Below are 15,085 nucleotides of genomic sequence, written 5' to 3'. Positions count from 1 at the left end.
AAAGGCGCCGGAACAGGGCATAGACCTTGATCCGGTGCTTTTTTTGATTGTATAGAATCTTTACATTTTCGGGGCCTCACTTTGTGGGGCTATTTTGAAAGATAAGAATTTATATGCTGCGTGTTTATCATTAGTCTTCTATTTCTCGGTAAACGCTCGGCGCCTAAAGGACGCTGTCAGGCGTTTATCCTTGCCCTTCCTAGCCTTTCCTAGCCTGCTGCCGCGTCTCATCCGCTGAATTTTTCTCTTCCTTCTCTGCGTGTGGTAGCGTTATTATAGGACATACGACTCTGTCCCCGGGGGGATGCTATTGCCATGAAGAGATACATGCCTTTTACCTATAAGATGATGATTCCTTACCTGCTGCTGGTGCTGTTTACCGACGCCGTAATCGGTTATATTTCCTATGCCATGCTGGTCGGAACGCGGACCGATATGGCCGAGACGAACATCCGGACGGGAATGAAGCAGGCGAGCAGCAATATCCGCTACCAGATGGATGAAATTCAGCGGATGTCGGATACGCTGTTCGGCAGCTTGTCTTTTCAACGGGCGCTGCAGAAGAAAGGGACGCCTTACGATATTTATCTGGTCATGCTTGACGAAATCGTGCCGCAGATCACCTCGCCGCTGAAGCTGTTCGGCAATCATATCCGGCTCATGCTGTACACCTTCAACGAGGATCTCAACATTGTGTCCGGCGATAACCTTGATGAGCAGATCAAGCGCAGCGATTATTATATTCTGTCTTATCACGATATCGAGAACACCACCTGGTACAAGAATAACAAGGAGTCGGAACATGATAATATCTGGCTGCAGATCGATACGGACCGCAAGCTCGGAAATATTTCGCATATCCGCAGACTTGTCTCGTACAGCGATTACAAGACGGTTATCGGCTACGTGCGGATCACGGCATCTCTAAGCGATCTGTTCGGCAACTTCGCTACGTTTCCGGTCGATCAGGGCGTTACGGTGCGGCTGCGGAAGTCGGATACGGACGAGGTTATTTTTCAGAGGGGGGACGGCAAGGACAATCAGGTGAATGACCGGTTTCTGACCTTGCAGGAGACGATTCCGGACAGCGGATTCTATATCGAGGCCGTCGTTCCGCCTTCCTACCTGCACAAGGATGCCGGCAAAATGCAGCGGATCATCTTCGCTGTATGCGCCATCAGCTTTCTTGTCATGGCCTGCATCGGCCTGCTGGTCGCCCGCCTGTCCGGGCGCAAAATGTCGCGGATCGTCACGCTGGTCCGCTCCTTCCAGGAAGGCAACTTCCAGAAGCGCATCCGCTTCTCGGGGAATGACGAATTCCGGCAGATTGCCGACGCCTTCAATATCATGGCGAAGAACATTCAGGATCTGATCAGCAGCGTTTATGTCCAGGACATCAAGCGCAAGCAAGCGGAGCTGGAGGCGCTCCAGTCGCAGATCAACCCGCATTTTCTGTATAACACGTTATCCACGATCAGCAGCCTGGCCAATTTGGGAGAGACGCGGAAGGTAACGGAGATGGTTCAGGGACTGTCCCGCTTCTACCGCCTGACTCTGAACCGGGGGCATGTCGAGATCGAGATGGAGCAGGAGCTTCAGCAGGTGGAGACCTATCTGGAAATCCAGAAAGTGAAGTACGCCGATGCCTTTGCGGTCTACGTCGATGTCGAGCCGCAGATCATGCAGGCCGTCGTCATCAAGGTTATTTTGCAGCCGTTCGTGGAAAATGTGTTCAAGCACGCCTGGTTTGACGAAACTATCGCGATCCGGATTTCCGGAAGACGAGTCGGCGACGAAATTGAACTGAAGATAATCGACAACGGAATCGGCATGCGGGAGGATACGGTCGAGCGGATTATGGCGGGCAAGAGCGAGACCGGCGGCTATGGCGTGAAGAATGTGGATGAACGCATCAAATTGAAATACGGACAAGGCTATGGCGTGACCATCGCCAGTATTTACGGAGCCGGGACCACCGTCCGCATCCGGCTTCCCTATGAAAGCGCGGAGGATGCGGCACGGCGTGAAGAAGAAGCTGCGTATCTTTGAAAAAGTATAGGTTTTTATTGAATCCCCCAATACCGCTCTGGGTGAACCGGGGCTAAGATGGGGGAAAGGGGATATTCTGCCCTGCCCGGACCCGCCCTTCGCGGATGGCAGGCAAGGAGGGAATAACGATGAGCGTCAGTTTGCTGCTTGTGGACGACGAGGCGGTCGATCTGGAATGGATGCGCCGCCGCGTGCTGAACAGCGGTCTTGATATCGAAGTGGCCGGAGCGGCCAACAATGGCTTCAATGCGCTCAAGGTCATGGAGAGCGAGCGGATCGATCTGATTCTCTCGGACATCCGTATGCCGATCATGACGGGAACCGATTTTGCGCGTAAAGCGAAAGCGATCAACCCCGATGTAAAAATCGTATTTATCAGCGGACATGAGGACTTCTACTATGCCAAACAGGCGATTGAGCTCAATGCTTCGGCCTATCTGCTTAAGCCCGTGGAGGACGCGGAGCTGTATGCGACGCTGACGGATCTCTGCCGGAAGGTGGAGGAGGAACGGGAAGAGAACCGGTCGTTCTCCGAAGCCTTGTCGCTTGTGAACGAGGAGCTGATCCTTCGCTGGCTGAACGGCGATTCCGCGGAATGGGAAGAGGAGCGGATCAAGCGGCTTTTGGCGCCGATACTGGAAGGCGGAACGGCGGCCGCGCTGATTGAAGTCGACGATGTCGAATGGAAGACAAGAGACAGCTCCGAACGGGCAAGAAGAGCCCGGACGGGCGAGGTCATTGCCTGCATCCGGTCTTTCGCCGCCGAGCGTCAGCTTGGAACCTGCATTGCCATCCCGCATGAGCGCTGTCTGCTGCTGGCCTCGCTGCAGGAGGATGATTTCCTTGCCGGATTGCAGGAGCTGATCATCCACATTCAGCGGAAGACTGCCTTCACCGTGACGGCTTCCGCCGGCCCTTTTGCGCATGGCGAAGCGGAGCTCTGGGACTCTTACCAGAAAGCGCAGGCGGCGCTCAGCGCCAAATGGCTGCTTGGCAAGAACCGCCTTCTGCGGGAGGCCGCGCCGGCGATGCCGGCCGGGGAGCCGAGCGACCGCTTTGACGAACGTCTGGATGAAATGATCGTCGCGATCAAGGAATACGATCTGGTGGCCATCGACGATTGCCTGCTCCGGCTGTTCGGCGGCGACGCGCCGCTGTCCAGCCGCAATGAGGCATATGAGCTGATCATACGCATTACGTCGAGGCTGCATGCCGAGCTGCTGACGATGAACGAGAATTTGTACGAGCTGCTGAAATGGGATACCCACCAGCCGGATCTCCTGTTCCAGTTCGAGACCGTCCATGATATCCTGTCCTGGCTGCGCCGGCGCTTCTTCGAGCTGTCCGAGCTGCTCTACGTCAAACGCCAGCGGCAGAAGCGGAAGCTGATCGACAGCATCATTTCCTATGTGGAGGACAATCTGGAGCAGAAGCTGACGCTGAAGGAAGTGGCCGCGCATTTTGACTTTACACCGAATTATCTGGGCTATCTGTTCAAAGAGGAGACGGGGACGCATTTCAGCGATTTTCTGAACGAGCGGCGGCTGGCGCGGGTGTGCGAGCTGCTGGCTGATCCCGGGCTCAAGATTTATGAAGTCGCGGAACGGATGGGCTACAAGAATATCATTTACTTCAATCGGCAGTTCAAGCAGGCGATGAACATGACACCCGGCGAGTACCGCAAGAAGCACAAAATTTAGCGCCCGCTGTGCAATGTCTTGGTAAGACGCGAAGATAATCGCAAGGGACGGGCGGCAGCCCGTCTTTTCTTTTTTTCCAGAACCAGGCCATAAAGAAAGCGTTATCTCGATCGTAGAAAAAGTATTACTTTTAGTTGCTCCGCTGAATCCCGTCCCGAGGGTTAGCCCGGGTATACTTGAGTTGTTACCGAGGAAAGGGAAAGAGGAGTGAAAAAGATGAGACAAGGCTTTTGGGGCGAATTGAAAAAATACCGGATGCTGCTCCTGATGCTAACTCCGGCCGTTCTGTTTTTCATCCTGTTGGCTTACATCCCCATGGCGGGGATTGTGCTGGCCTTCAAAAAATACGACTACAGCGGGGGAGTCTTTGGAAGCCCATGGAACGGGCTGGACAATTTCCGATTCTTCTTTGAATCGGGGGACGCCTGGAGGGTGACGCGCAATACAGCTCTTTATAATATCGCTTTCATCATTGTGAACAACCTGCTGCAAATTTTCGCCGGCATCCTGCTGTTCGAAGTGGCGGGCAAGTGGTTCCGCAAAATCACCCAGACGCTGATGTTCCTGCCGTACTTCATCTCCTGGGTTGTGGTTGGAGCTATCGCATACAACCTGTTCAACTTTGACGTAGGTACTGTGAATACGCTGCTCGCTGCATTGGGCTTTGACAAGATCGACATTTACAACACGCCGTCCTACTGGCCGTTCATCCTGGTTATTGTCACCGCCTGGAAGACGCTTGGCTACGGTTCAGTCATGTACCTGGCCGCCATTACGAGCATTGATACGGAAATGTACGAAGCCGCCCAGATCGACGGCGCGAACATCTTCCAGCGTATCTTCCGCATTACGATCCCGAACCTGATGCCGACGGTCATCATTCTGGTGCTGCTGGCGATCGGCAATATTTTCAGAGGCGACTTCGGGATGTTCTACAACATGGTGGGCAACAACGGTCTGCTGTTCTCCTCCACCGACGTTATCGACACTTATGTATTCCGCTCGCTGATCACGTCCAATGATATCGGGATGTCGGCAGCCGCCGGTTTCTTCCAGTCGGTTCTCGGCTTCGTCACGATCATGCTGGCCAACTTCGCGGTCCGCAAATACGATAAAGATCGCGCACTGTTCTAATAAAGGAGGGGAACTTAAGATGAGTACTGTTGTCTCAGATAGCAGAGCCGGATCGCAGCCTGCGGGCAAAAAGATCCGCCACAACGACCGAATCCTGTTGTCCGTAATCGGGTATGTCTCGCTGACGCTGCTTGCGCTGCTCTGTCTGCTTCCATTCTGGCTGGTCGTTTCGTCTTCGCTGACGGAAGAGACCGCCATCACATTGAACGGCTATTCGCTGATTCCGTCCACTTTCTCGCTTGAAGCTTACCGCATTCTCTTCGAATTCCCGAAGGATATGCTGAAAGCGTATGGGGTGACGATTGCGGTAACGGCAATTGGCACGCTGCTGGGACTGTTCCTGACGTCCATGACGGCTTATGTGCTGACCCGGCGCGATTTCAGATGGCGGAACAAGTTCTCGTTCTTCTTCTTCTTCACGACGCTGTTCAACGGGGGACTTGTTCCCTGGTATCTGATGATCGTCAACTACCTGCATCTGAAAGATACGCTGGTCGTGCTGATCCTGCCGATGCTGCTGAACGTCTTCTACATCATCGTCATGAAATCGTTCATGGGCAGCATACCGGATGCCATTACCGAATCGGCCAAAATCGACGGCGCAGGCGATTTCCGGATCTACTACTCGCTGATTCTGCCGCTGTCCAAGCCTGCTCTGGCTACAATCGGATTGTTCATCGCTCTTGCTTACTGGAATGACTGGTACAACGCGCTGCTGTTCGTCTCCAAATCGGAACTTATGCCGCTGCAGTACTACCTGTACAAGATGCTTGGCAATATGGACGGCATGCGGAAAGCGATGATGCAGTCCGGGGCGGTAGTCACCGGCAGCATTCCAACGGAGAGCCTTAAGATGGCGATGACCGTTGTGGCGACGGGCCCGATCCTTCTGGCGTATCCGTTCATCCAGCGCTTCTTCGTACAAGGTCTCACCATCGGCGCAGTCAAAGGATGACCACAGGGCAACCTGGTTATCAATATAGAGTAGTCCTGATTAATACGAATGAAATCTTTAAGGGGGATTTTAGCGATGCGTAAAAAGAAGACATCCTTGCTGCTGTTGTCCATGACCATGGCGATGGCAGCGGCCCTCTCCGCCTGCGGCGGAGGAAATTCGAACAGTGGCGCGGCTGCTACAGACGCGGCGGGAACCGCACCGGCTGCTTCTGCGTCGGCAAGCAACGGGGCTGCGGATACATCCAAAGAGGTTAAGCTGAAAATGATTCTGGTCGGCGGCCAGCCGGCGGATTACAACGAAGTATTCGATAAATTGAATACGCTGCTGAAGCAGAAAATCAACGCTACCGTGGACGTCGAATTCCTGGATTGGGCGGACTGGAACCAGAAATACCCGCTGAAATTTGCGGCTAATGAAGATTTCGATCTGGTATATACGGCGAACTGGGCTTACTATAATGACCAGGCGTTGAAAGGCGGCTTCCTGGAGCTGACCGACGACATGCTGCAGAAGTACGCGCCGCAAACCTATGCCGCCATGGATAAAGTCGCTTGGGATCAGGCCAAGGTGAACGGCAAGCTGTTCATGGTTCCTAACAATAATGCGGAAGTAACGGACAAAGCGGTGCTGATCCGTGAAGATCTCGTCAAGAAGTATAATTTGCAGCCGGTTAACAGTCCGGAAACGTATGCCGCTTACCTGAAAGCGATTGCAGCTGGTGAAAAAGGCATCAACGCTTTTGGCGCCAAGCCGGCAGACGGCTGGAAGTGGCATGAGCTGGATCAGATCATGCTCGAGCAGAATAATGAATGGAACCTGGTCGACTACAACACCCCGCTGGCTTACAAGCTGGATGATGCGACAGGCAAAGTATTCAACGTATACGATACTCCCGAATTTACGCAGCTGTTGAAATACTACAAAGACCTCGCTGACAACAAGGCATGGTCGAAGAATATCGTCAGCAACAAGAACGACGTATGGCAGGATATGAAGGCCGGCAAGATCGCCTCCTACGCACAGAACCTCGGCACGCTTGCCGCGAACATTGAAGAAGCGAAGCGTGACACGCCGGATGTGCAGTATGCAATCGCCGACCTGACGCCAACCAAGAAGAAGCTTGCCGCTATCTCCACACAGAACGGTATGGCCATCCATGCAACCTCCAAGAATCCGGAGCGCGCGCTGATGCTGATCGACCTGCTGCAGAACGACAAGGAAATCCACGACTTGACGATGTACGGCATCTCCGGCAAGCACTATGAGGCAGTCGGCGACGACAAGTATAACCCGGGCCCGAGCGCAGCCAACTACACCGGATTCTCGAACTGGGGCTGGAACTCGCCTCTGAACCGTCAAAGCTCGACTTACCCGCAGGAAGCCAACGACATGCTGGATACCTGGATGAAGAGCGTGTATCACTTCCCGCTGGAAACATTCGTCTTTGACGATGCCAACGTGAAGACTGAAGTCGCCAACGTAGGCAATGTGATGCTCCGTTATGCAATTCCGCTGGAATACGGTCTGATCGACGATCTGGACAAAGGCCAGAAGGATCTGGTCAGCCAGTTGAAATCGGCTGGTATCGACAAGATCCAGACTGAGCTGCAGAAGCAAATTGACACTTTCCTGGCTAACCAGTCCAAGTAAGAAGTAAGCGAAGGCAGATCCAAGAGAATACAGGCAGGCAAGGCCCGTAAGGTGTTCATTAGGCAAGGCCGTCCGGCAAGCCATTAGGGTGCGGATCGGATCAAGCAAGCGGGGGAGACCGAGGTCTCCCTTTTGCCATTAGGGGCTTCTGCCGTTCTTGAATCTTGATAACCCTTAACAACCCACATAAAGGAGAGAAACCCATGACTGTTAAATTCCCGCCCATCAGCCCGAAGCTGCCCGTCTTGATGCATGGAGCCGATTATAACCCCGATCAGTGGCTGCATGATCCGCAGGTGCTGGAGGAGGATATCCGGATGATGAAGCTGGCCGGCTGCAATGTGATGGCCGTCGGCATTTTCTCCTGGTCGATGCTTGAGCCGGAGGAAGGCGTATTCGAATTCGGCTGGCTGGATCAGGTGCTGGACCGGTTCGCCGCTAACGGAATTTACGCCTGGCTGGCCACTCCGACAGGCGCCCGTCCGGCATGGATGTCGGAGAAGTACCCGGAAGTGCTGCGCGTGGAGAAGAACCGCGTCCGCAACCTGCACGGCATGCGTCATAACCACTGCATGACCTCCCCGGTCTACCGCGAGAAGACGACGATCATCAACAGCAGACTGGCCGAGCGGTATTCTGATCATCCGGCCGTCATCGGCTGGCATATCTCCAACGAGTATGGCGGCGAATGCCACTGCGATTATTGCCAGGAGGCGTTCCGTGGCTGGCTGAAGAAGAAATACGGCACACTGGAAGCCCTGAACATGGCCTGGTGGACGAAGTTCTGGAGCCACACGTACACATCATGGTCCCAGGTCGAGTCTCCGTCTCCGCACGGCGAGAGCATGGTGCACGGACAGAATCTGGACTGGCGGCGCTTCGTGTCCGACCAGACGATTGATTTCTATAAGCATGAGATCGTGCCGCTCAAGGCAGCGAACCCGAACCTGCCCTGTACGACCAATTTTATGGACTGGTTCTACGGTCTGGACTACCGCGAGTTCGCGAAGGAAGTGGACGTCATCTCCTGGGATGCTTATCCGACCTGGCATGAAGCGGCTTCCGAAGGCAATATCGCCTCCTGGTTCGCCTTCAACCATGACATGTTCCGGACCTTGAAGCATAAGCCGTTCATGCTGATGGAGAGCACGCCGAGCCTCACGAACTGGCAGCCGGTCAGCAAGCTGAAGAAGCCGGGGATGCACAAGCTGTCTTCCTTGCAGGCAGTTGCTCACGGCTCGGATACGGTTCAGTATTTCCAGTGGCGCAAGAGCCGGGGCGCGAGCGAGAAGTTCCACGGCGCGGTGATCGACCACGCCGGGCATGAGCATACGCGCGTCTTCCGGGACGTCGCGGAGCTGGGGCAGACGCTGGCCGGGTTGACCGAGGTTGTCGGCACAACCGTTCCGGCCGAAGCCGCCATTCTGGCCGACTGGGACAACCGCTGGGCTGTGAATGATGCCCAGGGTCCGCGCAACGGCGGACTGCACTATGAGCAGACCGTCCTGCAGCATTACCGCGCACTGTGGGAAATGGGCGTGCCAACCGACATCGTCGGCTCGAACGACGATTTCTCGGCCTACAAGCTGCTCATTCTGCCGATGGCATATCTGCTGCGGGAGAGCACGGGCGAAGCGATTGACAAGTTCGTGCAGAGTGGCGGAACACTGGTGGTAACGTACTGGTCCGGCGTAGTGGACGAGAACGATTTGACGTATCTCGGCGGCTTCCCGGGTCCGCTGCGGCAGACGGTCGGCGTCTGGGCCGAAGAGATCGACGGGCTGCATGATGACCAGTCCAACCGGCTCGTTATGGGCGAAGGCGCAGACTTCGGCGGCGAATTCGAAATCCGCGAGCTGTGCGAGCTGATTCACACCGAAGGCGCGGAGGCGCTTGCGGTATACGGCGACGACTTCTATGCCGGACGCCCGGCGCTCACCGTGAACCATAGAGGCGAGGGCAAGGCATATTATCTCGCCGCCCGGGTCAGCGATCCGGCCTTCTACGAAGCCTTCTACGGCGGACTCGTGAAGGAAGCCGGCGTTCTCCGCTCGCTGGATGCGGAGCTGCCGAAGGGAGTAACAGCCCAGCTTCGGACGGACGGGGAGCATGAGTACGTGTTCCTGCTCAATTTCTCGGGCCGCACAGGGAAGGTGGAGCTGGGCGGCGAAGCCTTCACCGATGCCGAGAGCGGCGAGGCCGTATCCGGCGGCACTCTGGAGCTGCCGCTGTACGGCGTACGCATCCTGAAGCGCCCGGCCCCGGCCCGCAAGTAGAGGGCGCAGGACGTTATCGTATCGCAAGCATCTCCGCGCTGGCTGTAACGGCAAGTTTTAAGGCCATCCTTTGCGGATGGCCCTTTCTTTGGGGAGTTCTGTTTGCCTATTATGACTCACCATATTGCGAGAGGCCGTTCGATTGTACGACGCAACTACTTTATCAACTCGTAACGGGCCGCGATAACGCCTGCCTTGAGCGTTCGGCTGGAGAGCAATTTGAGCCTGGTTTTCTCACCGCCGCCGTCAAAAACCGATTTTCCGCCGCCCAAGACAACGGGACAAATCGTCAGAAGGAATTCGTCGATCAGGCCGAGCTGAAGCAGCGTCTTCGCCGCCCCCGGGCTGCCAAAGATGACGAGATTCTTGCCTGGCTGTTCCTTGAGTGCCTTGATTTCCTCTGCGATATTGTCCTTGATCAGCATCGTATTGTTCCAATCCGCCTTGTCCATCGTACCGGAAATGACGATTTTCTTTACATCCTGCAGCCAATTGGCATGATCCATACTATGCTTCGATGCATTCGGATTGTCCAGCATTGTGGGCCAGTAGCTCTCCATTAACCGATACGTTGTGCGTCCGTAAACGGGAGAGCCGACTTCGGCTACGACCTCCTCGGCATATTTCTCAAGTTCCTCGTTGTACGGAATCCAATCCAGTCCTCCGTTCGAATCCGTCGCATACCCGTCAAGCGAGACATGCATGAACAATACGAGTTTTCTCATATCCGCCCCTCCTCCAAGAGTGCTTTGCCAAGTGCATCAAGCATTTCATTCGTTCCGTGCTCCCGTACTTCCGGTGTATCATACCCATCGAAGAAGGCCCCTTGCTCGGTGAAAAACAGCTTTGTACCTCCGTCGATCGGGATGAGCTCGATCGTTGTGATGGAAACAGAGATTCGTATGTCGTCGGAATCTAGGGTATAACTATAAACAATGCGCTGCTCCGGCACAATCTCTTGGTAGCAGACGTCGAAAGTGAAGACCGGTCCCTCCGGCGGACCTCCTCTGCTGTATTCGCGTCCTCCGACACGGAATTCAAAAATATCGGGCTTGGAAAACCATTTTGATTTGGCAATTGGGTCTGCCCAAGCCTGGTATACCCTCTGAGGCGAAGCCGGATAGGTCCGCTCGACGACAAAAGTAGAGTGTTTGACGAATCGTTCGGTCATGATTTGTCCTCCTTTGGTTTCGTTCCTTCATTTCCCTCGGTAAGAAAATGACCCAAAACATCTAAATGCTGTTCCCAGCTCACCTGCCGCGCGATGACCAGCTTCTTTTCGTTCTTTTTCATCGCTTGTAGAAGCTGTGTGAAGTCTTCAACCGTAATTAACGCTGTTCCTTGCATCAACTTGGATACATGCTGGAGTTGTTCAAGGAGCTTTTGCTGAAGTTTGATCTGCTCCTTGAGCTTGGCTATTTGCAGATTGACGATTTCAAGCGGACTGATCTGATCTCCGGCTAGAACTGACTTGATCTCATCAAGGGATAAGCCCAGTTCCTTTAGCGACAGAAGCTGCTGTAGGCGCGACAGGTCGGATTCATCGTATAACCTGTGACCGGATTCCGTCTGACCGGACGGTGAAAACAATCCAATTTGATTGTAAAATCGCAGAGTCCGTACGGTCAGTCCCGTCAGTTTGGCGATGTCTCCTACCTTCCAGTATCGTTTCATAACAACTCCTTCATTTGTTGTCTACCGGTATTTTTACTATAAAAGATGACGTAACGTAAGGTGCAAGCAAAATTTAAAGTTGCATGAAGTTCCACTGCAAAAGTTAACCTCCTGTACATTTCGTGAACAGGAGGCTATGGTGTTGGAAGAGCGAAAGACGGTTTGCACTGCTGCACTCCCGGACCCTTTTCTAGTTATTACCATAGTATCACATGATGATTTATTTATAGAATACGCATAGAAAACTTGCCCCTACTTATGGTACGGTTCATCGGAGCATATGCATAACCGGATCATATGCACAACCGGGTTTTGCGCCCGGTTGTCGGCCCATTACATCGGCCCATTACAATTGAAAGCAGGCCCCTTCCCGAACCGGAAGGGGCCTGCTTCAATTGTGCGATTGCGGAACTGTGGGCGCCTGTCCCTTCGGGGACCGAGAACCTGTCCGTTGTTAACTATGCCTTCAGCACATCATGGTCGACATAGCGGGCGCCGTTCAGCTCGCTGATGACGTTGACCGCAACCTTGGCGCCATCGCCTGCCGTAATGATCGCATGGACGCTCACGCCGGCAACCGTACCCGCTGCCCAAATGCCTTCGATATTCGTCCGGCCGGCAGCGTCCACCGCGACGACCGTCTTGATTCTCGGCTCCGGGCCCTCCTTGGTCGTGACACCCGACTGAGCCGCCAGCTCGGTAAGCGCGCCGGTTGCCAGAATCACATGCTTGGCTTCGTAGGTTCCGCCGCTTTCCGTCTGGATCGTGAAGCCCTCGCCGCTCTTCGAAATGGAGGCCGCCTGGTCCGCTACCAGCTCCGCTCCGAATTTGACCGCCTGCTTATGGCCGGTCTCCACGAGTTCCGGTCCGCCGATTTCGGAAATTCCGTAATAGTTCTCGTACCAGCCTCTGCGGGTCATTCCCTTGTCATTATCGATCAGCAGCGTCGCCTTTCCCGCCTTGGCGGCGAAGAGCGCGGCGCTGGCGCCGGCCGGGCCGGCTCCGATTACAGCGATTTCGTACATGTTAACCCCTCCTGAACGTTTAGGTATGAAACCCTGCTTCAATATTTAATTATAGCTCGTTCCGGGACTTCATTGCCAATGCCTGGAGGCAGGGCAGCGTGATGGTGAATGCCGAGCCCCGCCCCGGCGTGCTGGTAACGGATATCTCGCCGCCGTGCGCTTCGATGATCGACTTCGAGATCGACAGGCCCAGCCCGGAGCCGCCATACCGGCGGGCCCGGGAAGGATCGCTGCGGTAGAACCGGTCGAATACATGTGGAAGATGCTCGGCGGGGATGCCGTTCCCGTTGTCCTTCACGATCAGTTCAGCTTTTGCGCCCGATCCATGCAGGGAGATGGCGATTCTGCCGCTCTGGGGATCGGTATGCTGGACCGCGTTCTGGAACAGATTGAGCATGACCTGTTTGATTTTGTCAGGGTCATAGACGCCTCGGATACCGATCGAGAGGTCAAAGTCGACGGTGCGTTCTCCTGCCAGCATCTCCAACTGGGGACGCATCTGGTCGATGACCTGGTCGAGCTCCAGCTCTCGGGCGCGAAGCTGGGGCGCGCCGTCCATCCGGGCGAGGAGGAGGAGATCCTCCACCAGCTTGTTGATGCGCCTTGATTCGCCGTGCATGCTGTTCAGCGCGTTGTAGAGCTGATCCTTGTTCTCGGCCGCTCCCCGGAGCAGCACCTCCAGAAATCCGTGAATCGAAGTCAGCGGAGTCCGCAGTTCATGCGAGGCGTCGGCGGCGAAGCGGCGCATCTGTTCCTTGGCTTCCCGCTCGTTCCGGAAGGAGGACTCCAGCCGCTCCAGCATCGCGTTGAACGAATGGGACAGCTGGTCGATTTCGGTCTGTCCCTGAGAGACGGGGAACCGGACATCCAGATTGCCCGCGTCGATGACCTGAGCGGTTCTGCCCATGTTGGACAGGGGGGAGAGCGCCCGGCGGATGGAGGGCAGGTAGATCAGCAGCCCGCCGGCCAGAGCGGCCGCGGACAAGCCGACGAACGTCAGCAGCTGACGCATAATGACGCTGCGCAGTGAAGCCGTCGCCGCAGTCATCTGCAGGATGCCCGTGGGGTTCTCCGGGCGCCCGAAGGTCATGAACACGGCGAGCTGCTCGCTGCCGTCGCTCGCCTTCAGCAGCTTGTAGTTGTCCGACATACGGTTGCTGGGCTTGTGCTTATTCAGCAGCTGCTCATATTCCGCGTCGCTCATCCGCGGAGCGGGATAGGCTGCCAGCGATTCCGGCTGCAGATCGGTGAAGGTGCCGTCCGCCGTGTACATGGCGATCGTCATGTCGGCGTCGAGCAGCACGGGCCGGCGGCCCGATGACCCTCCGGGGAATCCGGATTCCTGACCCGAATCCGGGCTCTGCCCGGCAATGGCGTCGGGAGCGGGAGAGGCTGGGGCATCTGTTATATTTGCATCGGTGCCATCTTCCGTTTTTCCACCTGAACCTGCCCCCGCATTGCCGCCTGCCGAGCCGTTCCCCGACTCCGGAGAAGACAGAGAACCGTTCTCCTGAAAGAAGAAAGGCGATTCAAAGAATCGGGGAACGGAGCGGATTTGGGACTGCATGGCCTCCGCCCGGCTCGAATACAGGAAGTTCCGCATAATGGCGTACTGGAAAATGCCGATCAGCAGCAGCAGCGCAGACAGGATCAGCAGGGAAATGGCGAGCAGCTGCCTGCTGAGGGAGCGGGGGGGATGAATCCGGCTGCGGACAGCCGAGAACAGGTTCTTCATACCAGATCCACCCGGTAGCCTGCCCCGCGCAGCGTGCGGATAATCCGGTGCTCCTTGTCTCCGAGCTTCTCGCGGAGGGAACGGATGTACACCTCCACGATATTTTCCTCGCCTCCAAAGTCGTAGCCCCACACCTTGTCGAGAATCATCGGCTTGCTCAGGACAAGTCCGTGATTGATGACCATATATTGCAGCAGCTCGTACTCCGTCGGCGAGAGCTCCAGCACTTCGTCTCTGAAGCGGATCTCCTTGCGCCGGCTGTCAATCCGGAAGGGACCGCAGCGCACCTCGCCGAGCAGCCCCGGGAACTGGTTGCGCAGCCGCGCCTGAATGCGGGCCAGCAGTTCATCGAAGCTGAACGGCTTGACCATATAATCGTCGGCACCGATGGATAGCCCCTTGACGCGGTCATCGACCTCGTCCTTGGCCGTCAGCATGATGACGGCAAGCTCGGCTTCCTCGTTCCGAAGATACCGGCATACCTCGAAGCCGTCCATACCCGGCATCATGATGTCCAGTATCGCCACATGCGGCTTGAAATCGGCGGCAATCGAGAGTGCAGAAAGACCGTCTTGAGCCGTCCTTACATCAAATCCTTCATTTATCAGCCCCAGTTCCAGAAACTGGAGAATATGAGGCTCATCGTCAACCAACAGAAGACGGATGCCTTGGTGAGCTTTCATGTCGATTCCTCCAAGCTGAAAGTTCAAACGTTTCGGCATTTTGCATAATTCGATTATTAACGCTTGTTGGTACATATATAGACAGCAGGGATCGCTCTGATCTATATATCGTTGATTTGAAATCGCTCTTTGGATTTATACAAAATGCTTGGTTGCCTCTCCATTATGGCACAACAACTTTAATGTTTGCTGAAAAATACC

Annotated in this window: 12 protein-coding genes; 6 read left to right on the top strand and 6 right to left on the bottom strand. The window is 55.3% G+C overall.

The window, feature by feature from the left end:
* The first annotated feature begins 315 nt into the window (after nt 1-315).
* The 6 genes from KIH86_RS09890 to KIH86_RS09865 all read left to right on the top strand — a co-directional run bounded on the left by KIH86_RS09890 (nt 316) and on the right by KIH86_RS09865 (nt 9,767).
* Nucleotides 316-2,049, top strand: coding sequence for a sensor histidine kinase (locus KIH86_RS09890; protein ID WP_223084268.1), 1,734 nt, complete (start codon nt 316-318; stop codon nt 2,047-2,049).
* Between the two features lie 128 nt (nt 2,050-2,177).
* Nucleotides 2,178-3,749 (top strand): response regulator, encoded by a 1,572-nt coding sequence (locus tag KIH86_RS09885; RefSeq protein ID WP_223084267.1) that lies wholly within the window; start codon nt 2,178-2,180, stop codon nt 3,747-3,749.
* 216 nt (nt 3,750-3,965) lie between these two features.
* Nucleotides 3,966-4,883 (top strand): ABC transporter permease, encoded by a 918-nt coding sequence (locus KIH86_RS09880; RefSeq protein ID WP_223084266.1) that lies wholly within the window; start codon nt 3,966-3,968, stop codon nt 4,881-4,883.
* A 19-nt stretch (nt 4,884-4,902) separates the two neighbouring features.
* Entirely contained in the window at nt 4,903-5,838 is a 936-nt protein-coding gene (locus KIH86_RS09875; protein ID WP_223084265.1) for a carbohydrate ABC transporter permease, read from the top strand.
* 75 nt (nt 5,839-5,913) lie between these two features.
* Nucleotides 5,914-7,491: an extracellular solute-binding protein gene (locus KIH86_RS09870; RefSeq protein WP_223084264.1), complete on the top strand. Its 1,578-nt coding sequence runs from the start codon at nt 5,914-5,916 to the stop codon at nt 7,489-7,491.
* A 203-nt stretch (nt 7,492-7,694) separates the two neighbouring features.
* The gene (locus KIH86_RS09865) at nt 7,695-9,767 is read left to right on the top strand and encodes a beta-galactosidase (protein ID WP_316503257.1); all 2,073 of its coding nucleotides are present in this window, start codon (nt 7,695-7,697) and stop codon (nt 9,765-9,767) included.
* 155 nt (nt 9,768-9,922) lie between these two features.
* Here the strand turns inward: KIH86_RS09865 and KIH86_RS09860 are convergent, their stop codons facing one another.
* The 6 genes from KIH86_RS09860 to KIH86_RS09835 form a co-directional block, all read right to left on the bottom strand.
* Nucleotides 9,923-10,492: a dihydrofolate reductase family protein gene (locus KIH86_RS09860; protein ID WP_223084263.1), complete on the bottom strand. Its 570-nt coding sequence runs from the start codon at nt 10,490-10,492 to the stop codon at nt 9,923-9,925.
* Nucleotides 10,489-10,938, bottom strand: a complete 450-nt coding sequence (locus KIH86_RS09855) for an SRPBCC family protein (protein ID WP_223084262.1) — start codon at nt 10,936-10,938, stop codon at nt 10,489-10,491. Before KIH86_RS09855 ends, KIH86_RS09860 begins: the two co-directional genes overlap by 4 nt.
* Entirely contained in the window at nt 10,935-11,441 is a 507-nt protein-coding gene (locus tag KIH86_RS09850) for a MerR family transcriptional regulator (protein ID WP_223084261.1), read from the bottom strand. Before KIH86_RS09850 ends, KIH86_RS09855 begins: the two co-directional genes overlap by 4 nt.
* Nucleotides 11,442-11,899: 458 nt before the next feature.
* A complete protein-coding gene (locus KIH86_RS09845) occupies nt 11,900-12,466 on the bottom strand; it encodes an FAD-dependent oxidoreductase (RefSeq protein WP_223084260.1) in 567 nt (188 codons plus the stop codon).
* 49 nt (nt 12,467-12,515) lie between these two features.
* Nucleotides 12,516-14,201: a sensor histidine kinase gene (locus tag KIH86_RS09840; RefSeq protein WP_223084259.1), complete on the bottom strand. Its 1,686-nt coding sequence runs from the start codon at nt 14,199-14,201 to the stop codon at nt 12,516-12,518.
* A complete protein-coding gene (locus tag KIH86_RS09835) occupies nt 14,198-14,884 on the bottom strand; it encodes a response regulator transcription factor (RefSeq protein ID WP_223084258.1) in 687 nt (228 codons plus the stop codon). The genes KIH86_RS09840 and KIH86_RS09835 overlap by 4 nt, the downstream gene beginning before the upstream one ends.
* Between the last annotated feature and the right edge of the window lie 201 nt (nt 14,885-15,085).

Source organism: Paenibacillus sinensis, assembly GCF_019904155.1.
GTDB lineage: Bacteria > Bacillota > Bacilli > Paenibacillales > Paenibacillaceae > Paenibacillus_AQ > Paenibacillus_AQ sinensis.
This window is presented reverse-complemented; position numbering and strand designations above follow the sequence as displayed.